This is a genomic window from Caproicibacter fermentans (assembly GCF_014303955.1).
Lineage (GTDB): Bacteria > Bacillota > Clostridia > Oscillospirales > Acutalibacteraceae > Caproicibacter > Caproicibacter fermentans.
This window is the reverse complement of the sequence record NZ_CP060286.1, coordinates 1,003,570-1,027,610: the sequence shown is the minus strand read 5'-3', so window position 1 is coordinate 1,027,610 and position 24,041 is coordinate 1,003,570. Positions and strand designations below refer to the sequence as shown.

General features: G+C 54.4%; 28 protein-coding genes, 1 pseudogene and 1 riboswitch. All 29 genes and pseudogenes read left to right on the top strand.

The features are described 5' to 3' along the window. Positions 1 to 3: 3 nt before the first annotated feature. The 29 genes and pseudogenes from ybeY (at position 4) to murG (ending at position 24,030) form a co-directional block, all read left to right on the top strand. Positions 4 to 513, top strand: coding sequence for an rRNA maturation RNase YbeY (gene ybeY / locus HCR03_RS05090; protein WP_066647846.1), 510 nt, complete (start codon positions 4 to 6; stop codon positions 511 to 513). Between the two features lie 2 nt (positions 514 to 515). Next, positions 516 to 1,031, top strand: coding sequence for a diacylglycerol kinase family protein (locus HCR03_RS19675; protein WP_228725107.1), 516 nt, complete (start codon positions 516 to 518; stop codon positions 1,029 to 1,031). Then, positions 1,012 to 1,935: a GTPase Era gene (gene era, locus HCR03_RS05085; protein ID WP_066647841.1), complete on the top strand. Its 924-nt coding sequence runs from the start codon at positions 1,012 to 1,014 to the stop codon at positions 1,933 to 1,935. The genes HCR03_RS19675 and era overlap by 20 nt, the downstream gene beginning before the upstream one ends. A 130-nt stretch (positions 1,936 to 2,065) precedes the next feature. Next, complete coding sequence (locus HCR03_RS05080) at positions 2,066 to 2,230, top strand: hypothetical protein (protein ID WP_166525080.1); 165 nt, start codon at positions 2,066 to 2,068, stop codon at positions 2,228 to 2,230. Next, positions 2,181 to 2,945, top strand: a complete 765-nt coding sequence (gene recO, locus HCR03_RS05075; protein WP_156990156.1) for a DNA repair protein RecO — start codon at positions 2,181 to 2,183, stop codon at positions 2,943 to 2,945. The genes HCR03_RS05080 and recO overlap by 50 nt, the downstream gene beginning before the upstream one ends. 4 nt (positions 2,946 to 2,949) lie before the next feature. Further along, on the top strand, positions 2,950 to 3,477 hold the full coding sequence (locus HCR03_RS05070) for a GNAT family N-acetyltransferase (RefSeq protein ID WP_187036959.1): 528 nt from the start codon (positions 2,950 to 2,952) through the stop codon (positions 3,475 to 3,477). Further along, positions 3,474 to 3,842, top strand: a complete 369-nt coding sequence (locus tag HCR03_RS05065; RefSeq protein ID WP_066647837.1) for an ACT domain-containing protein — start codon at positions 3,474 to 3,476, stop codon at positions 3,840 to 3,842. The genes HCR03_RS05070 and HCR03_RS05065 overlap by 4 nt, the downstream gene beginning before the upstream one ends. A gap of 28 nt (positions 3,843 to 3,870) precedes the next feature. Beyond that, positions 3,871 to 6,249: an endonuclease MutS2 gene (locus HCR03_RS05060; protein ID WP_156990153.1), complete on the top strand. Its 2,379-nt coding sequence runs from the start codon at positions 3,871 to 3,873 to the stop codon at positions 6,247 to 6,249. A gap of 73 nt (positions 6,250 to 6,322) precedes the next feature. Continuing rightward, positions 6,323 to 6,982, top strand: coding sequence for a hypothetical protein (locus HCR03_RS05055; protein WP_156990152.1), 660 nt, complete (start codon positions 6,323 to 6,325; stop codon positions 6,980 to 6,982). 85 nt (positions 6,983 to 7,067) lie between these two features. Continuing rightward, complete coding sequence (ylxM, locus tag HCR03_RS05050) at positions 7,068 to 7,430, top strand: YlxM family DNA-binding protein (RefSeq protein WP_066647828.1); 363 nt, start codon at positions 7,068 to 7,070, stop codon at positions 7,428 to 7,430. Positions 7,431 to 7,441: 11 nt separating this feature from the next. Beyond that, positions 7,442 to 8,770 carry a signal recognition particle protein gene (gene ffh / locus HCR03_RS05045; protein ID WP_156990151.1) on the top strand — a complete coding sequence of 443 codons (1,329 nt, stop codon included), beginning with the start codon at positions 7,442 to 7,444 and terminating at the stop codon, positions 8,768 to 8,770. A 62-nt stretch (positions 8,771 to 8,832) separates the two neighbouring features. Further along, positions 8,833 to 9,075 (top strand): 30S ribosomal protein S16, encoded by a 243-nt coding sequence (rpsP, locus tag HCR03_RS05040; RefSeq protein ID WP_066647822.1) that lies wholly within the window; start codon positions 8,833 to 8,835, stop codon positions 9,073 to 9,075. A 21-nt stretch (positions 9,076 to 9,096) separates the two neighbouring features. After that, positions 9,097 to 9,330, top strand: a complete 234-nt coding sequence (locus tag HCR03_RS05035) for a KH domain-containing protein (RefSeq protein WP_066647820.1) — start codon at positions 9,097 to 9,099, stop codon at positions 9,328 to 9,330. 66 nt (positions 9,331 to 9,396) lie between these two features. Continuing rightward, a riboswitch (THF riboswitch) is annotated at positions 9,397 to 9,493 on the top strand. Between the two features lie 57 nt (positions 9,494 to 9,550). Further along, a complete protein-coding gene (locus HCR03_RS05030) occupies positions 9,551 to 10,096 on the top strand; it encodes a folate family ECF transporter S component (RefSeq protein ID WP_187036957.1) in 546 nt (181 codons plus the stop codon). A gap of 22 nt (positions 10,097 to 10,118) precedes the next feature. Beyond that, entirely contained in the window at positions 10,119 to 10,634 is a 516-nt protein-coding gene (rimM, locus tag HCR03_RS05025; RefSeq protein ID WP_066647816.1) for a ribosome maturation factor RimM, read from the top strand. After that, positions 10,624 to 11,373 (top strand): tRNA (guanosine(37)-N1)-methyltransferase TrmD, encoded by a 750-nt coding sequence (gene trmD, locus HCR03_RS05020; protein ID WP_066647809.1) that lies wholly within the window; start codon positions 10,624 to 10,626, stop codon positions 11,371 to 11,373. The genes rimM and trmD overlap by 11 nt, the downstream gene beginning before the upstream one ends. A gap of 355 nt (positions 11,374 to 11,728) precedes the next feature. Continuing rightward, positions 11,729 to 11,992: an HPr family phosphocarrier protein gene (locus HCR03_RS05015; RefSeq protein ID WP_066647806.1), complete on the top strand. Its 264-nt coding sequence runs from the start codon at positions 11,729 to 11,731 to the stop codon at positions 11,990 to 11,992. A gap of 80 nt (positions 11,993 to 12,072) precedes the next feature. Then, the gene (gene uvrC, locus HCR03_RS05010) at positions 12,073 to 13,932 is read left to right on the top strand and encodes an excinuclease ABC subunit UvrC (protein ID WP_228725106.1); all 1,860 of its coding nucleotides are present in this window, start codon (positions 12,073 to 12,075) and stop codon (positions 13,930 to 13,932) included. A 56-nt stretch (positions 13,933 to 13,988) separates the two neighbouring features. After that, positions 13,989 to 14,534 (top strand): 16S rRNA (guanine(966)-N(2))-methyltransferase RsmD, encoded by a 546-nt coding sequence (rsmD, locus tag HCR03_RS05005; protein WP_187036956.1) that lies wholly within the window; start codon positions 13,989 to 13,991, stop codon positions 14,532 to 14,534. Between the two features lie 3 nt (positions 14,535 to 14,537). Continuing rightward, on the top strand, positions 14,538 to 15,032 hold the full coding sequence (coaD, locus tag HCR03_RS05000; protein ID WP_066647802.1) for a pantetheine-phosphate adenylyltransferase: 495 nt from the start codon (positions 14,538 to 14,540) through the stop codon (positions 15,030 to 15,032). After that, complete coding sequence (locus HCR03_RS04995; protein ID WP_187036954.1) at positions 15,029 to 15,499, top strand: ATPase; 471 nt, start codon at positions 15,029 to 15,031, stop codon at positions 15,497 to 15,499. Before coaD ends, HCR03_RS04995 begins: the two co-directional genes overlap by 4 nt. 224 nt (positions 15,500 to 15,723) lie before the next feature. Beyond that, the gene (mraZ, locus tag HCR03_RS04990; protein WP_156990149.1) at positions 15,724 to 16,143 is read left to right on the top strand and encodes a division/cell wall cluster transcriptional repressor MraZ; all 420 of its coding nucleotides are present in this window, start codon (positions 15,724 to 15,726) and stop codon (positions 16,141 to 16,143) included. 12 nt (positions 16,144 to 16,155) lie between these two features. Next, positions 16,156 to 17,102: pseudogene (gene rsmH / locus HCR03_RS04985) on the top strand (16S rRNA (cytosine(1402)-N(4))-methyltransferase RsmH). A gap of 2 nt (positions 17,103 to 17,104) precedes the next feature. Then, positions 17,105 to 17,599 carry a hypothetical protein gene (locus HCR03_RS04980; RefSeq protein ID WP_066647794.1) on the top strand — a complete coding sequence of 165 codons (495 nt, stop codon included), beginning with the start codon at positions 17,105 to 17,107 and terminating at the stop codon, positions 17,597 to 17,599. 151 nt (positions 17,600 to 17,750) lie between these two features. After that, complete coding sequence (locus HCR03_RS04975; RefSeq protein WP_156990148.1) at positions 17,751 to 19,961, top strand: penicillin-binding transpeptidase domain-containing protein; 2,211 nt, start codon at positions 17,751 to 17,753, stop codon at positions 19,959 to 19,961. Positions 19,962 to 19,982: 21 nt separating this feature from the next. Next, a complete protein-coding gene (locus HCR03_RS04970) occupies positions 19,983 to 20,540 on the top strand; it encodes a hypothetical protein (RefSeq protein ID WP_187036952.1) in 558 nt (185 codons plus the stop codon). Positions 20,541 to 20,554: 14 nt separating this feature from the next. Next, positions 20,555 to 21,562, top strand: coding sequence for a phospho-N-acetylmuramoyl-pentapeptide-transferase (gene mraY / locus HCR03_RS04965; protein ID WP_066647785.1), 1,008 nt, complete (start codon positions 20,555 to 20,557; stop codon positions 21,560 to 21,562). Between the two features lie 77 nt (positions 21,563 to 21,639). Beyond that, complete coding sequence (locus HCR03_RS04960) at positions 21,640 to 22,881, top strand: FtsW/RodA/SpoVE family cell cycle protein (RefSeq protein WP_066647782.1); 1,242 nt, start codon at positions 21,640 to 21,642, stop codon at positions 22,879 to 22,881. Between the two features lie 18 nt (positions 22,882 to 22,899). After that, on the top strand, positions 22,900 to 24,030 hold the full coding sequence (gene murG, locus HCR03_RS04955; RefSeq protein ID WP_066647779.1) for an undecaprenyldiphospho-muramoylpentapeptide beta-N-acetylglucosaminyltransferase: 1,131 nt from the start codon (positions 22,900 to 22,902) through the stop codon (positions 24,028 to 24,030). Positions 24,031 to 24,041: the final 11 nt, after the last annotated feature.

The following is a 24,041-nucleotide window of genomic DNA, read 5'->3' as shown; positions in this document are numbered from 1 at the left end:
AAGTTGGAGAAAATAAGAGTGATTATTGACAATAAGCAGAAAGCGGTCAAAATACCGACCGGGCTGCGCATGCTGGTACGCCGTTGCTGCAATGCCGTGTTGAAGCTGGAGAAATTCGAAGGCCCGGCGGAGATCAGCGTGATTTTTGTCGACAACGAGCAGATTCAGAAGCTGAACGCGCAGTACCGAGACAAGGATGCTGCGACGGACGTGCTGTCTTTCCCCATGGGCGAAAACGGCGTTTATGATATTAACCATGCGACCGGTGCCAAAATTCTTGGGGATATTGTCCTTTCCATGGAAAAGGCGGTGGAACAGGCGGATCGTTACGGGCATTCTCTGGAGCGTGAGGTCGGTTACCTGACGGCGCACTCCATGCTGCACCTTTTGGGATACGATCACGAAAAGGGCGGTATCGCGCGAGTCCGTATGCGCGAAAAGGAAGAAGAAGTCATGATGCAGCTCGGTCTGCCGAGCACGGCCAGTTATGTTCTGGACGAGGATGAGGAATAGGATTGCGCTTTTTAAAAAGCTTTAAGTACGCGTTTCGCGGGATTGTTTACTGCATTAATAATGAGCGAAATATGCGGATACACACAGCAATAGCGCTGTATGTGTTTGTGTTTTCGTTTTTTTTTCATTTGACGCGGGTTGAATACGCCGTACTGTTTTTAACCTTTGCGCTGGTTTTCGCGGCGGAGCTGTTCAATACGGTTGCGGAAGAATTGTGCGATTTGAACGCGGCGAGCTTCAACCCCGTTGTGCGCATCGTGAAGGACATGGCGTCCGGCGGAGTCCTTGTGTGCGCCGTGTTTTCCGTTGCGGTCGGTGTATGCCTTTTCTGGAAGCCAAATGTTTTCGCGCAGATTCTTTGGCATTTTACACAGCATCCGATTCTGCTTTTGCTGCTGCCCCTCTTTACGGCGGCTGCTGTCTTTTATATCGTGCTTGGACCGCTTGGAATCCGCGACCGTCTGCGGAGAAGAAAAAACGGAAATAGGGAGAGATTTTTTGGTGGAACAGGGAAGTAAAAAATCAGCGTTTATCGCGATTGTCGGAAGGCCGAACGTAGGCAAATCGTCGCTTTTGAACTCCATGCTCGGGCAAAAGATAGCGATTGTTTCACAAAAGCCGCAGACCACGCGCACACGCATTATGGGCGTCCTGACGGAGGAAGAAACGCAGACTGTTTTTATCGACACGCCCGGGTTGCTTCAGCCTCGCAATCGTCTGGGGGAATTTATGGTGCGCTCCGTTCTGGAATCCGTTTCCGGCGTGGATGCCTGTCTGCTGGTGGTGGAAGCGGGAAGAAAAACCTCCCGCTCCGCGCTGGAACTGATCGACCGGTTCCGGTCGCAGAACATGCCGGCGATTCTGGCCATTAACAAAATCGACCTGCTGCAGGACAAGACTGCCCTGATGGAACAGATTGCGGGTGTGACCCGGCTTTATGATTTTGAGGCGGTGGTTCCCGTGTCAGCCAAGACCGGCAGCGGAGTTGAGGATCTGAAAAAGGAGCTTTTTGCCCTGGCGGAGCCCGGAGAGCATTTCTTTGACGACGATACCCTGACCGATCAGCCGGAACGGGTGATCGCCTCTGAAATTGTGCGGGAGAAACTTCTTCGGCTTCTGAGCGCTGAGATTCCGCACGGGATCGGGGTCGTGGTCGAACGGATGGCGGAACGGCCGGACCGCGGCGGGATTACCGACATCACCGCAACCATATACTGCGAGCGCGAATCCCATAAGGCGATCATCATTGGCAAAAGCGGGGACATGCTGAAACGGGTCGGCACCTATGCGCGCGAGGATATGGAGCAGTTTTTCGGCTGTAAGGTGAATTTGCAGCTCTGGGTAAAAGTGAAGGAAAACTGGCGCAACCGTCAGTCCGCGCTGCGGATGATGGGCTACGACTCATCCGGATTCGACGCCTGACAAATTTTTTAGAAAGCACACTTTTCTTGAAAATTGTGTCATTTTATGGGGTAAATTCATTTATTTACCGCTCATAGATACTGACGAAAGGCAAATACTTTGAATAGTATCATAAAAAGGAGCGGTAATCTTGGATAAGAAGACAGCATGGGATAGTTTTCAACATACGGGAAGTGTCAAGGATTACTTGATCTACAGTCAGCTGCGGCAGGTTGACGAGGAGGAACAGTTGCGGGAGGACCAGAATGAGGACGGACGCCGAGGGCTTAGTTATCATGGAGAAATGCGTGGGTGACAGCGATCGGCTGATCACCGTCCTCACAAAGGAAAAAGGAATTTTGCGGGCTTTTGTTCAGCGGCCGGGCCGGGCCAAAAACGGCAGGCTTTCCGCGACAAGGCTTTTCAGTTACTCCCGCTTCACAGTTTTTGAGGGGCGGGATAAATACATAATCGACGACGCCCGGCCGATCGAAGTGTTTTTTGACCTTCGGAAGGATATCGAGCGTCTTTCGCTTGCCCAATATTTCTGCGAGCTTTCCCTTGCCCTTGCTCCGCAGGATTCGCCCGCCGGAGAATATCTCCGCCTGGTTCTCAACGCGCTTTATTTTCTTGGCCGCGGGGACCGGCCCGCGCGCATTATCAAATCGGTCGTGGAAATGCGCATGCTGGCCCTTTCGGGCTATCAGCCCGATCTGGTCGGGTGTTCGGAATGCGGGCGGTTTGAATCGGATACCATGTATTTTCTTCCGGTCTCCGGCAGAATTATCTGCGGAGAATGCGGCTGTCCTCAAGGGGAAACGTCTGTCCGACTGGGGCGCGGCGCAATGGCAGGTCTGCGGCATACGATTTACGCGAGTCTGGAAAAAGCCTTTTCCTTCACGCTCTCTCCGCAGGGAACGGAAGAATTGGGGCGGGCCGCGGAAGCCTATGTTCTCAGCACGCTGAGCCGCGGTTTTGCCACTTTGGACTTTTATCACGCAACGGCCGGGGACACCGGGTGGAGAGGGTAAAAAGATGGAACGGAAAGAGAACCTGAAAATCCGTTTGGCGGCGCAGTCGGATTTTTCGTGGATTTTATCGCTTTATGCAGGCGCGACGCGGAAAATGCGCGACGAAGGCATCGACCAGTGGGACGAGCGTTATCCGGACAGAGAGATTTTGCTGCAAGACGTTGAGCGGGGTGAAATGCTGCTTTTGACAATGGACGGGAAACCGGTTTCCGCAGTTGTGCTGAACGCGGAGCAATCGCCCGAATATGAAGCGGTCGAGTGGCATATTGGTAGAGTGGACCCGCCGGGGGTAATCCACCGGCTTTGCGTCGGGGCGCAGGCGCAGGAAAAGGGCTTGGGAAAGCGGACGCTGGAGGCCGCCGAGCGGCGGGCTTATTCGCTTGGGTACCGTACCATACGGCTCGATACCTTTACGAAAAATCCTGCGGCGGTCAATCTGTATGAGTCTGCGGGTTATAGCAGGGCCGGGATTGTGACGTTCTGCAAAGGAACTTTTATCTGCTTCGAAAAACTTCTGGATGGTGAAACATGAAGCTGGAATTGATAAAAGGCGGATTTACGGTCTGTAAGATTCAAAACATAAAGGATGCTTTCCTTTCCGGAGACTTCGTCTCCGTTACAGTAACCAGGGATGAAATTTCACTGGTCTGCCCGACGGGAAACGTGCCGGAGCACTGCGTCAGCCGGGAAGACGGCTGGGCCTGTGTGAAAGTGCTTGGCCCTCTCAATTTTTCCCTGATTGGGATTCTGGCGCGGATCTCCGGAATTCTGGCGAAAAATGAAATCAGTATTTTCGCGGTGTCGACATTTGACACGGATTATATTCTGATGAAGGATGAAAAGCTGAACCAAGCCGTTGCGGCTCTTAGGGAAAATGGTTACGAGTTCTCTGAGTAGCGGCCTGTAAGGGAGGAAAAACAAATACATGCCTAGTGAAGGAATACAAAAGCACGCGCGGGCTCTGGAGCTCGATAAGATATTAAAGCTGCTTGCGTCCAGAACCGCGTGCGACGACGCGGCGCGGATTGCGGAAAATCTGGTGCCGTCAACATCCCCGGATGAAGTCGGAAGGCTTTTGCAGGAAACCGACGACGCTTATGTGATGATGGCCCGTTTTGGGGCCCCGCCGTTCGGTGGGCTTACCGACGTGACGAATTCCCTGCGAAGGGCTCAGGCCGGAGGAATGCTGACCATGGCGGAGCTGCTGAGGGTTTCCGGGCTTTTGCGCACGCTGAGGGCCGTTGTGGAATGGCGAAGCAAAAGCGAAGGAGTGAAAAGCTGTCTGGATGACCGGTTCTCCATGCTGATGCCGAATCAGTATCTGGAAAACCGCATCAATCAGGCGATTTTATCGGAAGAGGAAATGGCGGACGGCGCTTCACAGGCGCTTTCCGCAATCCGCAGAAAAATCCGAAACGCGTCCTCCAAAGCGCGTGAGGTTCTCGACAGGATGATCCGGTCCGCGTCCTATCAGAAATATCTTCAGGACCCGATCGTCACCATCCGCGGGGGGCGTTTCGTCGTCCCGGTCAGGGCCGAATACCGCAATGAAGTGCCCGGCCTTGTACACGACACATCCGCCAGCGGCTCCACTTTGTTTGTGGAACCATTGAGCGCCGTCGAATTAAACAATCAAGTGCGGGTGCTTCAGTCGGAGGAAAAAAAGGAGATCGAGCGGATTCTCTCGGAGCTTTCCGCGGAAGCCGGGGGATTCGCCGACACAATTCTCCGCGGGTATCACACGGCGGTGGAACTCAATGTAATCTTTGCCAAAGCGGACCTCGCTTACCGGATGAAGGCAACGATGCCGAAGGTGAACGACCGGGGGCGGATCGTGCTGAAAAAGGCCCGCCATCCGTTGATCGACCCCAAGGCCGTGGTACCGACGGATATTGAACTGGGCACACGGTTCGACACCCTTGTGATTACCGGGCCGAACACGGGCGGCAAGACGGTTTCGCTGAAAACGGTCGGCCTGCTTACCCTGATGGCCATGTGCGGACTGATGATTCCCACGGCGGAAGAGAGCGAGATTTCCGTTTTTCAGCAGGTCCTTGCAGACATCGGCGACGAACAGAGCATTGAGCAGTCTCTGTCAACCTTTTCCGCGCATATGACAAATATCATACAGATCATGAAGCAGGCGGGGCCGGGCAGCCTGATTCTTCTGGACGAGCTCGGCGCGGGGACGGATCCCGTGGAGGGCGCGGCGCTCGCGGAGGCAATTTTGGAAGCCCTTCGCGCGAAGGGCGCCAGAATCGCGGCGACCACGCACTACGCGGAGTTGAAAGCCTATGCCCTGCAAACACAGGGAGTGGAAAACGCCTCCTGTGAATTCAATGTCGAGACCCTTCGGCCCACCTACCGCCTGCTGATCGGCGTGCCGGGGCGTTCCAACGCGTTTGCCATTTCGCTTCGCCTTGGACTGGAGAATCCGGTTGTCGAACGGGCGAAAGACCTTGTTTCTCAGGAAAACACAAGATTTGAGGATGTGGTGCAGACTCTGGAATCCAGCCGCCAGAAGCTGGAGGGTGAGCGCGAAGAAGCGCGGCAAGCCCGGTTTCGGGCGGAAGAAATGCGCCGTCAGGCGGAGGAAAAGCTGGAACAGGTCCAAAAGGAAGCGGACGGCGAATTGGAGAAAGCGCGGGAAAAAGCGGCCCAGCTGGTCGCAAGGACCCGCGCGCAGGCCGACTCTATTCTGAACGAGCTGGAAGAAGTGAAAAAGCAGCGGAACAAAGCGCTGACCGCGGAACAAAAGGCGAGGATGAACGCCGGCATGAGGGAACTGGAAAACGGAGCCGACCCGGTCCGCGAAAAGGGAAACGGGGACTATGTCCTTCCGCGTCCGCTCAAAGCGGGCGATGCCGTGCTGATTTTTGATCTCGATAAAAAGGGCACGGTGATCCGTCCGCCTGAAGGGGATTCCGGCGAGGCGCTGATTCAGGCCGGTATTCTCCAGACGCGCGTTCCGGTCTCGAACCTCCGGCTTCTGCGGGAAAAACCGCAGCGCGCGCCGGTTGGCAGGGTGACCCGGAACGTGACGTCCCGCGCGACGGCGAAGGTGACGACGGAATGCGACCTGAGAGGGCAGGCCGCGGACGAGGCGGTCATGAATCTGGACCGCTTCCTTGATTCCGCGCTGCTCAGCGGGGTCGACCAGCTGACCGTGATTCACGGCAAGGGCACCGGCACGCTGAGAGCCGCCGTGCAGCAGCACCTGAAGAATCATCCGAGCGTCAGAAGCTACCGCCTCGGCACGTTCGGAGAGGGTGAGTCCGGCGTAACGATTGTGGAACTCAAATAACGCAGAACAGAAAAAGCGCAGACGTTAAACCGCAGCGGCCCATTTGAATGTTATTATGATGGGAGGGAAAACCATGCAGCCAAAACACATGCGGGGAAAAAGCACGGGGAGCAGAGTCCTGACGGGGGTTCTCTCGGTTCTTGTCGTACTGTTGGGAGCCTTGTGCATTCTCAGCTGGATGATTTTGAACGATCCGAACGCGGGAACTTCTATGCCGCAGCCGTCGGACGCGGCGGTTTCCAAGGTGATTTCGGCCTCCGTTGCAGGCAAAGAGGTCAGCCTGACGCCTGAGGAAGTGAGCGGCTGGCTGAATTTTCTGATCCAAAAGGATAAAAACGCACCAAGCGGCTCGGAATTTACGGCTGTTTCCGTCACGGCGGGAGAGGACGGCACGGCGGATGTCTATGCCCCCGTGCGCTACGGCGGCAAAACGTTCGGCGTTCTGATGAACGTGTCCCCTTCGTTCGATCAGGCGTCGGAGCAAATGAAGTTTGCCGTCAACTCGGTGCGCGTTGGGCGGCTGCCTGTTCCTGTCGGCTTTGCCATGGACTATCTGGAGAAAGGACTGCCGTCCCTTCTTGCCCGCAAGGACAACACGCTGGCCTGCAATACGGCCTCCCTGTTTCGCGTGGATTACTCCGGCGCGTCCGCGCAGCTCAGGATGACCCAGATGAAACTGCTGAATCAGCTTTTTGTTCTTCAATTCAGAATCCAGCTGGGGCTCACCGGGTGAAATATTCCTTGACAGTCCCTTGGTTTTATAGTATAATCATTGCCTGTAAAGAGAAATAACTTTACACCGTAACGGAGGCGGTCAGATGGCGAAGGATTTGAATATTTCGCTTCTGCTCGATTTTTACGGTTCGATGCTGACCGAGAAACAGAGGCGGATCGTCGAGTATTATTACGACGACGATCTGTCCCTTTCCGAAATCGCGGAAAACGAAGGCATCACCCGTCAAGGTGTGCGCGACTTTGTCAAGCGCTCCGAAGGGCTGCTCCTTGAAATGGAGCAAAAGCTCGGCCTTGTCCGCAGATTTCGCGAAATGATGGACGGTCTTCAGAAAATCGACGAGGCGGCGGGCCGCATCCGGGAATATAACGAACACTATATTTACGCGCGGGAAATTGATGAAAGCGCGAAGCAGATTTTGGAAATTACCCGCAGGCTCTGCGAATAGGAGGAACCGTTTTGGCGTTTGAAAATCTATCGGAAAAACTTTCGGCGGCGTTCAAGCGCCTGCGCTCCAAGGGCAAGCTCAATGAGTCGGATGTGAAAGAGGCCATGCGGGAGGTCCGTCTTGCTCTTCTGGAGGCGGACGTCAACTACAAGGTTGCAAAGGACTTTGTCGCAAAGGTGAGCGAGCGCGCCGTAGGAAACGAGGTCATGGAGAGCCTGACTCCGGCGCAGATGGTCATTAAGATTGTCAACGAAGAGCTAACGGCTTTGATGGGCGGAGGGGAAACCCGGCTGAACAGCCCGTCGTCCCCCCCGGCGGTCGTGCTTTTCTGCGGGCTGCAGGGTTCCGGTAAGACGACCCACGCCGCGAAGCTGGCGCTGATGCTGAAAAATCAGGGCCATCGTCCGCTTCTGGTCGCGTGCGACGTTTACCGCCCTGCCGCGATTCAGCAGCTGCAGGTTCTGGGAAGCCAGGCGGGCGTGCCCGTGTTCGAACAGGGGGCCGGCGACCCGGTGAAAATCAGCCGGGAGGCCGTGAAGCACGCAAAGGACTACGGCAACGACTTTGTTCTGATCGACACCGCCGGACGTCTGCAGATTGACGAGGCTCTGATGGACGAGCTTCGCCGAATCAAGGAAGCGGTTCCTCCCACCGATATCCTGTTGGTTGTGGATGCCATGACCGGTCAGGAAGCGGTCAACGTGGCGAAATCGTTCCATGAGCTTCTCGATATCACGGGCGTGGTCCTGACCAAGCTGGACGGAGACGCGAGGGGCGGCGCAGCGCTGTCGGTGCGCGCCGTGACCGGCAGGCCGATCAAATTCGCCGGCATCGGTGAAAAGCTCTCGGACCTTGAGGTGTTCCATCCGGACCGCATGGCGTCCCGCATTCTGGGAATGGGCGACGTGCTTACTCTCATTGAGGACGCCCAGAAGAATCTGGACCAGAAGGCCGCCCAAAAAGCCGCGGAAAAGATGATGCAGAACCGGATGGATCTGAATGACCTGCTCGACCAGATTCGCCAGATGAAGAAGATGGGGCCGATTCAGGATGTTCTGAACAAAATGCCGGGAATGGGCCAGCAGCTCAAGGATGTGCAGATCGACGACCGGCAGATTGACCGGACGGAGGCGATCCTTCTTTCCATGACGCCGCAGGAACGCGAGAAGCCGGAGCTGATGAACCCGTCGCGCAAAAGGCGGATCGCCGCGGGGAGCGGCATGAAGGTGGAAGACGTCAACCGGCTTTTAAAGCAGTTCGAGCAGACCCGCAAGCTGATGAAGCAGTTTAAGAAAAAAGGCATGCGCCGGCGCTTTGCCGGGATGGGACTGCCGTTTTAATTTGAATTCACCCGGCTTTCGGGCCGGTGAAGATAGATGCAAGGTTCGTGGAGGTGAAACAAATGTCAGTAAAAATCAGACTTCGCAGAATGGGCGCCAAGAAGGCTCCGTTCTACCGCATTGTTGTGGCGGATTCCCGTTTTCCGCGCGACGGACGTTTTATCGAGGAGATCGGATATTACAATCCGCTCGAGGAGCCGTCCGTTGTAAAGGTTGACGCTGAAAAAGCCAAGGCCTGGATCGCTAACGGTGCTCAGCCCACCGATACCGTTAAGGTTCTGTTCAAAAAGCACGGTGTGCTTTAAGAAACAGGGAGGTGCCTTGTCATGAGGGAACTGCTGTTATCCATTGCTCAGGGCCTTGTCGAGGCCCCGGAACTCGTCCGCGTGGACGCTGACGAACCGTCTGAGGACGGAACGGTCGTATATCATCTTCATGTCGCAGAAAACGACATGGGCCGGGTGATTGGCAGGCAGGGCCGGATTGCAAAGGCGATCCGCGTCGTGATGAGGGCTGCCGCGACCCGGGACGGCAGCAAGGTCGCCGTGGAGATCGACTGATTCGGTTCTTCGGGTTTCCGTTCCTTCAGGCCCGGACGTTTTGCGCGGGCCTGATAAGATTTAGAATGCAGAGTAGAATTTTGCGCGTTAAGTGCCGCCTGGACAGGGAGTTGCCGGACGGACGAAAAGGAAACTTGCGGTGCAGAGTTCGCATCCCGCTGCTACATAGTTTGGGGGAAACCTCCTTTATGTAGCATGAATACAAAAGGAGGTCTTTTCTATGAAAATTTTTTTTAACTCCGTCAAACTATCCAACGGACGCAGCGGTGTCATGTCCCTTGCCGCATGCGGCATGCTGCTTGCTCTCGATGTCATCCTCGGGATGTTCACTCTCAACCTGTCTCCGATTCTGAAGATCGGGTTCTCATTTCTTTCGGTCGCGGCCGCCGGCATGCTGTTCGGCCCGGTGGCCGGCGGAACGGTCGGCGCTCTTGGCGATATCATTTCTTATTTTATCAATCCGACGGGCCCCTATTTTCCCGGCTTTACGCTGAACGCTTTTTTGTCGGGAGCCGTCTACGGCTGGTTCCTTTACAAAAAGCCGGTTACTCTGCTCAGGTCTGTTCTTGCCAAAACCGTCGTAACGGTGCTCGTCAGCCTTTGCCTGAATCCCCTGTGGCTTTCCGTTCTCTACTCAAAAGCATTTTTTGCCGTCCTCTCGGCACGTATCGTCACCAATCTGATTCTGCTGCCGATCGACTTTTTGCTGCTGTTCGGACTTCTGAAAGTCATGGAAAAGGAACCGTTGTTTCATATGAAAAAATGAATCTTTATTTTTTGGAGGAGTTATGCAGAAGAAATATCTGGAAGCTGGAAAAATTGTGGGTACGCACGGCATTAAGGGTGAACTCCGTGTTCAGCCATGGTGCGACTCCGCCGAATTTCTGACGCGCTTTTCCACTCTTTATCTGGAAGCAGGGAATGTTCCCGTGCACGTGCTTTCCTCCCGCGTGCATAAGGAGCTCCTGCTGATGGTGCTGGAGGGAGTGGACTCGGTCGAAAAAGCGGACACATACCGCAACAAAGTCCTGTATCTTGACAGAAGCGACGTCACGCTTCCGGACGGCCGCTATTTTATGCAGGATCTGGTCGGACTGGATGTTTACGACGCGGATACGTTTCTGTATTACGGGACTTTGACCCGAGTGCTTCGCACCGGTGCCAACGACGTTTATCAGATCACTGCGCAGGACCATAAAAATTACCTGATTCCGGCGGTTCCGGAGTTCATTCTGGGGATCGACCTGGAGAAGGGGAAAATGATGATCCGCCCGATCAGGGGGATTTTTGACGATGAGGATTGACCTGCTGACGCTTTTCCCGGAAATGTGCGAAACCGTCATGGCGGAGAGCATCATCGGCCGGGCCCGCAAAAAGGGCGCGGTGCAGGTCTGCTGCCATCAGATCAGGAATTATGCGCTGGACAAGCACAGCACGGTCGACGATTCCCCGTTCGGCGGGGGAATGGGAATGCTTTTAAAAGCGGAGCCGATCGCGCTGTGCATGGACGACCTGATTGCGCATCTGGGAAAGAAGCCGCACACCGTTTATCTTTCACCGCAGGGGAAACCCCTGACGCAGCGGCGGGTAGCGGAGCTTTCGGAGCTGGACGGGCTGGTGCTTCTCTGCGGGCATTACGAAGGCGTGGACGAGCGCGTTCTGGAAGCTTATGCGGATGAGGAGATTTCAGCGGGGGATTACGTCGTAACGGGCGGGGAACTGCCCGCGCTGATTTTGGCGGACGCCGTCTGCCGCATGATTCCCGGTGTTTTGTCTGACGCGGAATGCTTTCAGGAAGAAAGCCATTTTCACTCCCTGCTGGAGTATCCCCAGTATACCCGTCCGGCAAACTGGCGCGGGCGGCAGGTGCCGGAGGTTTTGCTCAGCGGGAACCACGGCCTTGTGCGCCGCTGGCGCAGGGAGCAGTCGCTGGGGCGGACGGCGAAAAAGCGCCCGGAGCTTCTCGCGGACGCGGACCTGACGGATGAGGATCGAAGGTTTTTGTGCTCCCTTTCGGATCATACCGAAAAAGAAACATCTTAAATCTTTTGCATAGAATAGGAAAAGCGTGTTCACACGGCCGTCCGCCCGTTAACGAAGCTCCGTTTCCGAAAGATCGGTTCGTTTGATAAAAATTCTGTTTTAAATTCGCATTTTCAGCTTTTGTGAGCATGCTCGGGCGGGATAATCGGCAGACAGAACAAAAACTTTCAACAATTACGTCATAATGCACAAATGAGCCTTTGCGTGGGACTCGCCGTTGGGCAATCAATCCAAAGTTTTTGATTAACGTTGACGGCCCGTCCAAACGTGCTATAATATATATGGTGACGAATAATATCGTGTTCTGTTTTTCGGAATGCCTTCGGATACGATTTTGTGTAGGAGTGGATTTAGAATGTATGTAAAAGAAGTTCTGGTTCAGAATCAGGTGGGTCTGCATGCCCGTCCGGCAACTTTTTTTATTCAAAAGGCGAATGAATATAAATCTTCCATCTGGGTGGAAAAAGAGGAAAGACGCGTCAACGCGAAAAGCCTTTTGGGGGTTCTTTCCCTTGGAATCGTCGGCGGGACGAATATCAAAATTATCGCGGACGGGTCCGATGAGCAAGAGGCTGTGGACGGCTTGGTTCAGCTGGTGCAGTCCGGTTTCTCCGAATAAACAGTTGAAACATATGGCACCGCTTGATTGCGGTGCTTTTTCTTTTTTGTATCGTGACGAGCGGGAAAGGAGGAGCAGTGGTGTTGACCGAGCAGGAGAAGCACAAAAAGGAGCTCAGGGCCCGGGCCATGCGCCTGCCTTTGAGCCCGGGCGTATATCTGATGCACGACAAAACCGGGAAGATTATTTATGTTGGAAAGGCCAAAGCGCTGAAAAACCGGGTCAGCCAATATTTCGGCTCCGAAAAAAACCATGACGACAAGGTGCGCCGCATGGTTGCGAGCGTGGATACGTTCGAGTACATTTTGACAGACAGCGAATTCGAGGCGCTTGTCTTGGAATGCAGTCTGATTAAACAATACTCTCCCAAATACAATATTTTGCTGAAGGACGACAAGGGGTACCACTACATTCGGGTCAGCTCCGGCCCGTGGCCGAAAATTTCGGAAGCGAAACAGGTCGCCGACGACGGGGCGGAATATATCGGGCCGTATGTAAGCTCCTGGTCCGTCAAACAATCGGTGGACGAGGCGCTGAAGATTTTTCGTCTGCCTTCCTGTACCAGAAAATTCCCCCAGGATATCGGCAAGGGCCGCCCGTGCCTGAATTTTTACATTAAACAGTGCTGTGCCCCATGCAGGGGAAAAATCAGCGAGTCCGAATACCGCGAGTACGTTTCGGAAGCCCTGGAGTTTCTACGCGGCGGCAGCGCCAAAAGCGTTCGCGCCCTGACGGAGAGAATGGACGAGGCTGCGGAAAACCTGGAGTATGAGCGCGCCGCGCGGCTGCGCGACAGAATCGCGGCGATTCGCAAGATGAGCGACCGGCAGAAGGTGGTAGCGTCCCGCGTAAAGGAGCAGGATGTGATCGCGCTGACGCAGGGGACTGAAAAAAGCTGCTTCGAAGTGTTCCGTTTTCAGAATGGAAGGCTGTGTGACAGGGAAACCTTTCTGATGGGGGAAACCGGAAAAGCGAAAGAGGCGCGAAGCGAATTTCTCGAACGGTATTACTCCATGCGCGACAGAATCCCTCCGCGTGTCTCGCTGGACGGACCGGCGGAAAACGCGGAGCTGCTGTCCCAATGGCTGACGGAAAAAGCGGGCAGAAAAGTTACGATCACGGTTCCGCAGAAGGGGGAACAGGCGCAGTTGGTTGAAATGTGCCGCAGCAACGCGGCGGAGCAGCTTGCCCAAAAGACGGGGCGCACCGGGCGGGAAGCTTCGGCGCTGGACGAACTCGCGCGCCTGCTCGGCCTGCCGGAACCGCCGGCCTATATTGAATCTTATGATATTTCAAATCTTGCCGGCGGGGAAAACGTGGCGGGCATGGTTGTGTTTGAAAACGGAAGGCCGCTTCGGTCCGCCTACCGCAAGTTTAAAATCCGGACGGTTGTCGGGCAGGACGATTACGCCTCCATGAGGGAGGTACTGTCCCGCAGGCTGGAAGAATACGAAAAAAACAGGGAATCCGGCGAGGGATTCGGCCGTTTGCCCGATCTGATCCTGCTGGACGGCGGAAAGGGACAGATTTCCGCCGTGAGGCCGGTTTTGGAGGAGGCGGGGCTTCCGATTCCTCTCTTTGGCATGGTCAAGGACGACAGGCACCGTACCCGCGCGATCGCGAAGGACGGCGGAGAAATCGCAATCAGCTCCAATCGGAGCGCGTTCACGCTGGTTTCTTCCATTCAGGAGGAAGTTCACCGGTTCGCCGTTGGGTATCATCGGCAGGTGAGAAAGAAAAATTCCATTTCCTCTTCGCTGACCGCCGTGGAAGGAATCGGACCCGCGCGCGCGAAAGCGCTGCTCAAACATTTCAGAACGGTTGCCGCCGTGCGGAACGCGACGACGGAGGAACTTTCCGCGGCGCCGGGAATGACAAAACCGGCGGCCCGGAAAGTCTATTCCGCGTTTCATCCGGAGGAACCCGCCCGGACCGATTGACAGAACCGCCGGTTCATGGGATAATAAAAACCAAGTCGGATTAAGGTGGAGAAACTATGAGAGTCATTACCGGTTCCGCCCGGGGAAAGCGGCTGTCCGTTTGCGCGGGCGACGCCGTTCGGCCAACTCCGGATCGGGTCAAGGAAGCATTGTTCAGTATTATTCAGTTTCAGGTGGAAGGCAGGCGCGTGCTTGACCTGTTTGCGGGTTCCGGGCAGTTGGGCATCGAGGCCCTGAGCCGTGGCGCGCGGGAAGCCGTTTTTGTCGACGCGGCCCAACAGCCTGCAGCCGTTGTTGCACAGAATCTGGAGAGCACGGGACTTTCGGACCGGGCAAAGGTGAAACGTATGGATTTCGCCTCTTACCTTGCGGGGGACTGCGGCGCTTTCGACCTTGCTTTTCTGGATCCGCCCTACCGCACGGGACTTTTGCAACGCGCAATCCCTCTTGTTGCCGGGCGGATGAATCCCGGCGGTACGATTATCTGCGAAAACCCGACGGACGAAGCACTTCCGGAATCGGCCGGGGATTTTATCCGCGGCCGTTCTTACAGATATGGAAAAATTGCGCTGACCCTATATAAACACAAGGACGTGACATAAGCCGTGAAAACAGCGATTTGTCCTGGCAGTTTTGATCCTGTTACGCTTGGGCACATGGATATTATCAATCGCGCAAGAAAACTTTTTGACCATACGATTGTTGCCGTTCTGGTCAACCCGGAAAAGCACACAGCTTTTACGGTGGAGGAACGAATCAATATGTTGGAGCGCTGTACCCGGGCTATGGACGACGTGGAAGTCGTCGGGTTCGACGGACTGATTGCGGATTATGCGAGAATCCGGGATGCCGCAGCGATTGTGAAGGGGCTTCGCGCGATGTCTGATTTTGAATACGAATTTCAGATGGCTCTTTTCAATAAAAAGCTGAATCCCGAACTGGAAACAGTCTATCTCAATACAACGGCGGAAAACATGTTTTTAAGCTCCAGCGGAATAAAACAGGTCGCCTGCTTCGGCGGCGATATTTCCAATTTTGTACCGGAATGTATTTTGCAGGATATCGAACAGCGTTTGTGCGCAGGAGGGAAACGGAAATGAGCGTAGACGACTTAATTGACGAACTCTATGATATGGTCGACAAAGCCTGGAGCCTGCCGCTGAGCCGGGGCCGCGCGGTTCTTGACGGCGAAGAGGTCAAGCAGGTGCTGGATGAAATTCGGGAAAACATGCCGAAAGAGATCCGGCAGGCCAAGGCGATCGTGGCGGACCGGACCCAGATTCTTGACGGTGCCAGGCGGGAGGCGGAGACCGTTTTGCATGTGGCACAGGAACGTGCGAAAGCACTGATCGCGCAGGACGAGATTGTCAGGCAGGCCCAGCAGAAGGCAAATGAAATCACAGCGCAGTCCCAGGTCAAGGTACGGGAAATGCGCAAGGCCAGCAACGATTATATCGACGACCTGATGAAACGCACCGACGACGGCCTTTCGCAGATTCTTGCCGAGCTGAGGCGGACCAGACAGAACATACGGGCCTCCCAAAGGCAAAATGGAACAGATTCATAAAAAAGGAAAATTTTTACGCCACAAGATTTTGTGGCGTTTTTTTTATGCATGAAAAGCTAATACAAAATATTTGAATAAATATCTACCCGCAATTGACATAATGCAAAAAATGAGTTGCATTTTTTTATGAGTTACGATATAATCAAAACAAAGTGGTGAAAGGTGGGGGCAAGTAGCAGAATGTGGAATCGCTTTCCGCATTTGCCCCGGCAGAGAGGATCGTTATGTTGATCGGAGAGTACCAGCATTCCATAGACCTGAAAGGGCGTGTGATTGTTCCGGCCAGATTCCGAGAGGATCTGGGGGATAATTTCTATGTCACCAAGGGACTTGACGGCTGCCTCTTTGTCCTTTCACCGTCGGAATGGAACCGGCTTCAGGAAAAGATCAGCGCCATGCCGATCTCAAAAGCGCGGGGACTTCAGCGCTTTTTCTTTTCCGGAGCCGTGGAAGCGCAGCCGGACCGTCAGGGGCGTGTCCTTTTGCCGCAGACGCTCCGCGATTATGCAGGTCTGGAAAAAGACGTTACCTTTATCGGCGCTTCCAGCAGAGCAGAAATCTGGGATACCGAACGCTGGACAAGCTTCAACTCCACTTTGACTCAGGACAACATCGCGGAAGCGATGGATCTTTTGGAACTGTAAAGAGGCGCGCCGATGGAATTCTACCATAAGCCCGTATTGTTTGACGAGACAATTAAAAGCCTGAACATTCGTCCGGACGGGATTTATATTGACGGAACGGCCGGCGGCGGCGGGCATTCCCTCGCGATTGCGAAATGCCTGACTACCGGCAGGCTGCTGGCGCTCGATCAGGACCCGGACGCCGTTCGGGCGGCGGGCGACCGCCTGAAAGACTATCCCTGTGCGACGGTTTATCATACTAATTTTTCCAGCATGGACGAAGCGGCTGAAAAATTCGGTCTGGTGCCGGTAGATGGGGTTCTTCTCGATATCGGCGTTTCGTCCTTTCAGTTTGATAATCCGGAACGGGGGTTTTCTTATCACGCCGACGCTCCCTTGGATATGAGAATGAGCCGGGAGGGCGTATCCGCGCGGGACCTGGTCAACACCTTGCCCGAGCGTGATCTTGAGGATATTTTGCGCAGGTACGGGGAAGAGAGCAGTGCCCGAAGAATCGCGGCGGGAATTGTCAGGGCGAGGGAACAGTCGCCGATTGAGACGACCCTTCAGCTCGCTGATATCGTCAGGGAGTCCGTACCCGCCGCGGTGCGCCGGAAACCGGGGCATCCGGCCCGTAAAACCTTTCAGGCTCTGCGGATTAAGGTGAACGGCGAACTGGACAGGCTTTCGGAAGGCCTGGATGCGGCGTTTTCAATTCTCAAGCCGGGCGGTCGTTTGGCGGTTATCACGTTTCACTCGCTGGAGGACCGTATTGTAAAAAAAGAATGGCGGAATGGTGTTCCGGATGTACCTGCCCGCCGGATTTTCCGGTTTGCGTATGCGGAAAGAAGCCGCGGGCGGAGTTGATTTATAAAAAGGGCTTGTCTCCTACGGAGCAGGAACTGAAAGAGAATCCCAGAAGCCGCAGCGCGCGGCTCAGGGTCTGTAAAAAGCTTGAAGAAACGAAAGGGGAGGAATAAGAATGGCGGCCGGCAATACAGCATATGATTTTGGAATGTTTGAACCAAAACGCCGGGAGGTGCAGGAACCGGCGCGGCAAAATAATGTCATTGAGCTTCCGCGGGAACGGCTGGAGGAAAACCGCCGGCCCAAGCGCAGCGTTTTAAAAATGCTGCCAACAATCCTTTCCTTTCTGATGATTGCCGGCATGGCCGGTGCATACATCTATGGCCAGGTGGAGCTGTCGGAGTTGTCGGATTCCCTTGGCGTTGTTACAAAACAGCTTTCGGAAGACCAGAGCGTTTACACGCAGATGAAAATGAAATCGGAAGCTCAGATGTCTCTTCAATCAGTGGAAAACTATGCGTCAGATCAGCTCGGCATGGAGAAAGTGAATCGGAATCAAATAGAAAACGTGACTCTTGCCGCTGGAGATAAAACGCAGGTCCTACTGCCGGCACAAAACGGAAGTTGGCTTTCAGAACTGGTCGGTTCGATCCGCCGTTTTCTGTCATAAAGGGGCCGGTTTTCCAATATGTATTAATAGCGCGACCGGGGGCGCCTGTGGGAATCTTCCGCTGTTCGATAGAAGGAGAGTTGAGAAAAAGTTCTTGACTCTCATTTTTGATTCAAATCTGTTTTTTTCAGGCAATTTGGAGGAACATGGGATGGCAAAAGGGACGACCGTAAGAATGTGGCACCGAACGGTGTTTGTTTTGCTGATGATGATGATTGCCGGATTTGGGGCTGTGATCTTCAGCCTGGTCCGGCTGCAGATTGTTGAGGGCGAAACCCTGAAAATGAGGGCTGTCGACAATCAGGTGAAAGACACGGTCCTGACCGCTCAGCGAGGAACGATCTACGACAGCAATATGAAGGTTCTGGCGCAGAGCGCCACGGTCTGGCAGGTTGTTCTGGAGCCCGCCTATATCACCGATGACAACCGGGACCTGATTGCCGCCGGGCTGGCGCAGATTCTGGGCATGGATAAGAACGTCATCCTGGAACACACTAGGAAGAAAACATATTTCGACGTCATTAAACGCAAGGTGGAATCGGATGTCAAGGACAAGGTCGTCGCGTTTAAGGACAAAAACAATATTACAAACGGAATTCGCTTAATTGAGGATTATAAACGGTATTATCCCTTCGGGACGCTGGCTTCCACCATACTCGGCTTTACAGGGACCGACAGTCAGGGCCTTTCCGGAATCGAAGCGGAATACGACAGCGAGCTGACCGGCGTTTCCGGCAAGCTGGTAACGGCGAAAAACGCGATCGGAACCGACATGCAGTACGATTATGAACAGGAAGTCCCGGCTCAGGACGGGAACAGCCTGGTCCTGACCGTAGACGAGGTCGTACAGCAGATTCTGGAAAAGAACCTGGAGGAGGGCCTTGTTAACAATAAGGTTCAGAACCGCGGCTGCGCAATCATCATGAATGTCAAAACCGGCGGCATTATCGCCATGGCGGTCAAAGGGGATTTCGACCCCAACGACCCGTTCACCATAGCCGACAAGACGGTGGCGGATCAGATTGCAAAGATGCCTGACGGGGAGGCAAAGACGAAGGCCCTTCGGGAAGCTCAGCAGGCCCAGTGGCGGAACAAATGCGTCAGTGATACTTATCAGCCGGGCTCCGTGTTCAAGATGATTACAGGCTCGGCTGCGATGGAAGAGGGCCTGGTGACCGAAACCACGCAGTTCAGCTGCCCCGGCTATCTGACGATCGGCGGAAGACAGATTCACGACTGGCGGCGCAGCGGCTTCGGCAGCCTGACTTTCGCACAGGGAATCTGTCAATCCAGCAACGTTGTGTTTATGAAGGTCGGCGCGCTCCTGGGGCCGAATCTGTTCTACAAATATTTCGATGCGTTTGGGTTTACCGCAAAAACCGGCATAGATCTTCCCGGTGAATCCCGCAGCATCTATTATACGGCGGCCCAGCTTACGCCGATCAACCTCGCCACGGAATCTTTCGGTCAGAGTTTTACCATTACGCCGATTCAGATGATTACCGCCTGCGCGGCGGTGGCGAACGGGGGATATCTGGTAAAGCCGCACGTTGTGGACCGGATTCTGGACAGCGACGGGAATATTGTCAAGTCTGCCGACACCACGCCGAAACGCCAGGTGGTCTCCAACGACACATCAAAACGGATCAGCGCGATTCTGCGGCAGGACGCCACAACGGGGACGGCGAAAAGCGGGTATATTCCCGGCTACCGGGTCGCCGGCAAAACGGGAACTTCCGAAAAACAGGAAATCAAGACAAGTAAGGAGTACATCGCGTCTTACTGCGGGTTCGCACCCGCGGACGACCCTCAGATCGCCATGCTGGTTTTTTATGACGAGCCGCACGGAAACAGTTATTACGGCAGCTATGTTTCCGGCCCGGTTTTTCTGAAAACAATGTCTGAAATTCTGCCGTATCTCGGCGTGGAACCGAAATACACGGAGGAAGAAATGGCAAAGCTCGATGCGTCCACACCGAATGTTGTGGGTCAGACGGTCGCGCAGGCGAAGAATAAAGTTTCCTCCGACGGCCTTACGCCTCAGATTTACGGCGACGGCGAAAAAGTGGTGTCTCAGGTTCCCGAACCGGGAAAGAGCATCCCGAAGGGAGGAAGAGTGGTCCTGTTTACGGATCAGCAAAGCAAAGAGAAAACGGTCACCGTACCGGACCTTGTCGGGCTTTCGCTTTCACAGGCGAACGAACGCGCCTCCCAGTCGGGAATCAATATCAGTGTTTCCGGCGCCGCGTTAACAGGAACCGCAAACGCGGTGTCCAGCCTTCAGAGCATTGCGCCGGGAACCAAGGTTGCGCCCGGAACAGTTGTTACGGTTTCGTTTATTGAACCCAATCATGTGGAATAATGAATGCAAAGGAGCGATTCGATGAAAAGCACGACGGACTGCGGCCATTGCACAAAAGCCGTCGCAATCGTTGAAAAGGATGGGCGTGCGGCCGCGTTGCTGAAGAAAATTTTTCTTAATTGCGGCAGGGAGCATAACCTTGTTGTGGAATACGGTGACCCGTTGCCGCCCGCCGCGACAAAACCGGTGCTCCTCTTATGTGGGGATGCGGCTGAATTTGACCCGAGAGACTGGTCTGTCTGCGTCGTTGAGCGAGAGCTTTCGGACCGGGCTGCCGGAGCAGCCCGGACCATCACGTTTTCAATGGTGCGCAACGAAGCGGATTTCACTGCCCGCGACGTCCGCACGACTCCGAACGGAGACGTCGCCTTTGAGATTGTAGGTTTTGGGGTAATCGGCCGGGTGCGTCTCCCCGGCGGAGATCTTTCGGAAGTCGCCGGGGCATTGGCGGCCGCTTGTGCGGCCGTAGGCGCAGGAATTCCGTTTGCCGACGTTTTGACGGCGCTGAACCGCAGGGAGCTTCAGGAATCTTGCACCGACGGGCTCATGTATAAATCGCAGGGACAGTTTACAGAATAAAGGTGAATTGAAACATGAATTCTTTGTGGACCTTGATTGCGGCGACAGTATCGTTTGGGATAACCGCGCTGCTGGGGAAATGGATGGTGCCGTTTTTGCACCGCGTGAATTTCGGCCAGACAATTCGTGACGTCGGACCGTCATGGCACCGAAAGAAAAACGGAACCCCGACGATGGGCGGCTTTCTGTTTATCGTCGGAATCGCTGTGGCTTCTGCAATCTGTCTTTCCGCATATTACGGTTCGGAAGGGCTCAGCCAGACCAATCTTGCTATGAGAACCAAAATCGCGGGGGGTCTGCTGATGGCCTTTGGATTTGGTCTGATCGGCTTTTTTGACGATTACATCAAAGTGGTGAAAAAGAGAAATCTGGGTCTTACCGTCCGGCAGAAGCTGGTTCTTCAGTTTCTTGTGGCCGGGGCGTACCTTTATACCCTTTACAGGTTCGGCTCGGGTTCCGTTACGCTGATTCCTTTTTCCGGGGGCGTTGATCTGGGCCTGTGGTACTGGGTGCTGTCGCTTCTTGGAATCGTCGGGATGGTAAACGCCGTTAATTTTACGGACGGCATTGACGGGCTGAACGCTTCCGTCACTTTTTTCGCGTCCGCTTCCTTCATGGTGATTGCCGGCATTTTCAGGCTTGTTCCCGTGGGCATTGTTTCGGCGGCCGCCGCGGGAGGATGCCTGGGATTTCTGATATGGAACTTTAATCCCGCAAAAGTATTTATGGGGGATACCGGATCTCTGTTTCTGGGCGGACTTGTCTGCGCGCTTGGGTTTAACGTAAACGCACCGATTCTGATTCTGCCGATCGGAATTATCTATCTCTGCGAAATCCTGTCCGTCGTTCTGCAGGTCTCGTATTTCAAGGCAACACATGGAAAGCGTCTGTTCAAGATGAGCCCCATTCATCATCATTTCGAGCTTTGCGGCTGGAGCGAAGTGAAAATCTGCTTTGTTTTCAGCGCTGTCACGGCGTTTTTCGGTGCGGTTTCCGCGCTGCTAGTGTTCTACGGTTTTTAATCTTTTCACAGGATACGACAGATTCGGCGGCGGCGATATGCTTCAATAGTATCTGATACGGGAAGGAGGGGACAATCATGGCACGAAACGAGGCTTCTGTAACTCCCATGCCGCGGGGAGCCGCAAAACGCCCCGCCGGAGAGATTCGTGAAGCCACCTCTTACGGCAGAAAGGTCCGGAAGAAATTCCGTATCTTTTCGGTTCGTTCCGGCATGGATCTGCCTTTTTTGTTCCTTGTTCTGGTCCTGCTGATTATCGGGCTGATCATGATGTTTTCCGCCAGCTATGCAAACGCTTTTTACCGCCATAACGGGAACAGTTACTTTTTTATCAGCAAACAGGCGATTTTCGCCGTACTGGGCATATTTGTAATGATGGCCGTTTCCTATTTTGACTATCATCATTTTCATGAATTCGCGATTCCGATTCTGCTGATTTCATACGCGCTGCTTGTGCTGGTCCGGTTTATGCCGGCAATCAACGGAGTGCATCGCTGGATTAACGTTGGCCCACTGGGGCAGTTTCAGCCTTCCGAGATCGCCAAGTTCTCGATTGTTTTGATATTCGCCCATCTGATATCACTGAACTTTAACCGAATGGGGACGTTTCGGTACGGCGTTTTGCCCTACGCGCTGATTTTGGGCATGACCGCTGCCCTGCTGATGTGGGAGCCCCATGTTTCCGCCACCGTTATCATTACGCTGCTGGGCGCTGTGATGCTGTTTATCGGCGGGGTGAAGCTTCGCTGGTTTGTCGGCGCGTTCAGCGTGATGGGAGCCGGAGTTGCCTATCTCGTCCTTTTTGCAAAGGAATACGCTTATGCGAGCGACCGCATCACCGCCTGGCTGGATCCTTTCTCCAATGCGACTCCGCAGCTGATCGCGGATACCTGGCAGACCCGGCAGTCGCTGTTCGCCATCGGTTCCGGCGGGCTGCTCGGGCTTGGGTTGGGCCAGTCGCGGCAGAAATTCCTGTATCTTCCGGAGCCGCAGAACGATTTTATCTTTGCTATTGTCTGTGAGGAACTTGGTTTCATCGGCGCCCTGATTATTATTATTCTGTTTGCCATGCTGATCTGGCGCGGTATCACCATTTCTCTGAGGGCAAAAGATAAATTCGGCATGCTGCTTGGCATCGGGCTTGTGGTTCAGGTGGGTCTTCAGGTGATTCTGAACATCGCCGTTGTTACAAACACCATACCGAATACCGGAATCAGTCTGCCGTTTTTCAGTTACGGAGGCACTTCGCTTGTCATACTTCTGGCCGAAATGGGGATTGTTCTCTCGATCTCGCGAACGTCGGCCATAGAAAAAACGTAGAAGAACAGAGGGTTGAAAATGAGAATTCTTTTTGCCGGAGGAGGCACCGCCGGCCATATCAACCCGGCTCTCGCCATCGCCGGGTACATAAAGGAAAAAGAGCCGGACGCCCAAATTCTGTATGTGGGCGCGAAGGGCGGAATGGAAGAGCGCCTTGTACCCTCCGCGGGATACGATTTCCGAAGCATCACGATTTCCGGCTTTCAGCGCAGTCTGAGCTTTCGGAATCTTGTTAAAAACGGAAAAACGGCGGCCCGCCTGTTTACTTCCACAGTGGAAGCCCGCCGCATTCTCCGTGAGTTTCACCCGGACATCTGCGTCGGCACGGGAGGATATGTTTCCGGGCCCGTCATCCGGGAAGCGATGCGTCTTGGGATTCCGTCCGTGATTCACGAGCAGAACGCGTTTCCGGGAGTAACCAATAAGATGCTGTCAAAAAGGGCGGACAGGACCATGCTCGCCGTTGCCGACGCGCAGAAACACCTCAGCCCTGCCGCAAGATGCGTGCTGACCGGAAATCCGGTCAGGCAGGAGGTGATTCGGACCGACCGGAAGGCGGCAAGGGCAAAGCTCGGGCTTGACAGCCGCCCGTTGATCCTTTCCTTCGGCGGAAGTCTGGGAGCGAGAAAGATCAATGAGGCTGTGGCGGAATTGCTGGTCCAGAGTGCCAAGAGCGGCCGTTACCAGCACATTCACGGATACGGTCAATGGGGAAAATGGTTTCCCGACCTGCTTTTGGAAAAGGGTCTGGACACAAGGGACCGCAAAGAAATGGATATTCGAGAATATATCGGCAATATGCCGGACTGCCTTGCCGCCGCGGATCTCGTCATCTGCCGCGCCGGCGCGATTACCCTGAGCGAGCTTCAGGCGGTCGGCAGAGCGTCCATTTTGATTCCATCGCCGAATGTAGCGGAAAATCATCAGTTTCATAATGCAATGGCAATGGTTGACCGCGGCGCAGCTGAAATGATTGAGGAGAAAAATTTAACCGGTGGGGGACTGTGCCGAAAGGTACAGGAACTGTTTTCTCAACAGGGAAAAATAGAAACGCTTGCGGAAAATGCGAAAAAAATGGCAATTCCCGATTCCTGCGACAGAATCTACAGAATGATCCGTGAAATTCTGAACCAGCCTCCGGCTGATTGAGCCGTCACCGC

What these genes read in the sequence shown, in the direction of transcription:
- recO (WP_156990156.1), top strand. Translation starts at nt 2,181, where the DNA reads ATGAGGACGGACGCCGAGGGCTTAGTTATCATGGAGAAATGCGTGGGT.
- HCR03_RS05070 (WP_187036959.1), top strand. Translation starts at nt 2,950, where the DNA reads ATGGAACGGAAAGAGAACCTGAAAATCCGTTTGGCGGCGCAGTCGGAT.
- HCR03_RS05065 (WP_066647837.1), top strand. Translation starts at nt 3,474, where the DNA reads ATGAAGCTGGAATTGATAAAAGGCGGATTTACGGTCTGTAAGATTCAA.
- HCR03_RS05060 (WP_156990153.1), top strand. Translation starts at nt 3,871, where the DNA reads ATGCCTAGTGAAGGAATACAAAAGCACGCGCGGGCTCTGGAGCTCGAT.
- HCR03_RS05055 (WP_156990152.1), top strand. Translation starts at nt 6,323, where the DNA reads ATGCAGCCAAAACACATGCGGGGAAAAAGCACGGGGAGCAGAGTCCTG.
- ylxM (WP_066647828.1), top strand. Translation starts at nt 7,068, where the DNA reads ATGGCGAAGGATTTGAATATTTCGCTTCTGCTCGATTTTTACGGTTCG.
- rpsP (WP_066647822.1), top strand. Translation starts at nt 8,833, where the DNA reads ATGTCAGTAAAAATCAGACTTCGCAGAATGGGCGCCAAGAAGGCTCCG.
- HCR03_RS05035 (WP_066647820.1), top strand. Translation starts at nt 9,097, where the DNA reads ATGAGGGAACTGCTGTTATCCATTGCTCAGGGCCTTGTCGAGGCCCCG.
- HCR03_RS05030 (WP_187036957.1), top strand. Translation starts at nt 9,551, where the DNA reads ATGAAAATTTTTTTTAACTCCGTCAAACTATCCAACGGACGCAGCGGT.
- rimM (WP_066647816.1), top strand. Translation starts at nt 10,119, where the DNA reads ATGCAGAAGAAATATCTGGAAGCTGGAAAAATTGTGGGTACGCACGGC.
- trmD (WP_066647809.1), top strand. Translation starts at nt 10,624, where the DNA reads ATGAGGATTGACCTGCTGACGCTTTTCCCGGAAATGTGCGAAACCGTC.
- HCR03_RS05015 (WP_066647806.1), top strand. Translation starts at nt 11,729, where the DNA reads ATGTATGTAAAAGAAGTTCTGGTTCAGAATCAGGTGGGTCTGCATGCC.
- rsmD (WP_187036956.1), top strand. Translation starts at nt 13,989, where the DNA reads ATGAGAGTCATTACCGGTTCCGCCCGGGGAAAGCGGCTGTCCGTTTGC.
- HCR03_RS04995 (WP_187036954.1), top strand. Translation starts at nt 15,029, where the DNA reads ATGAGCGTAGACGACTTAATTGACGAACTCTATGATATGGTCGACAAA.
- mraZ (WP_156990149.1), top strand. Translation starts at nt 15,724, where the DNA reads ATGTTGATCGGAGAGTACCAGCATTCCATAGACCTGAAAGGGCGTGTG.
- HCR03_RS04980 (WP_066647794.1), top strand. Translation starts at nt 17,105, where the DNA reads ATGGCGGCCGGCAATACAGCATATGATTTTGGAATGTTTGAACCAAAA.
- HCR03_RS04975 (WP_156990148.1), top strand. Translation starts at nt 17,751, where the DNA reads ATGGCAAAAGGGACGACCGTAAGAATGTGGCACCGAACGGTGTTTGTT.
- HCR03_RS04970 (WP_187036952.1), top strand. Translation starts at nt 19,983, where the DNA reads ATGAAAAGCACGACGGACTGCGGCCATTGCACAAAAGCCGTCGCAATC.
- mraY (WP_066647785.1), top strand. Translation starts at nt 20,555, where the DNA reads ATGAATTCTTTGTGGACCTTGATTGCGGCGACAGTATCGTTTGGGATA.
- HCR03_RS04960 (WP_066647782.1), top strand. Translation starts at nt 21,640, where the DNA reads ATGGCACGAAACGAGGCTTCTGTAACTCCCATGCCGCGGGGAGCCGCA.
- murG (WP_066647779.1), top strand. Translation starts at nt 22,900, where the DNA reads ATGAGAATTCTTTTTGCCGGAGGAGGCACCGCCGGCCATATCAACCCG.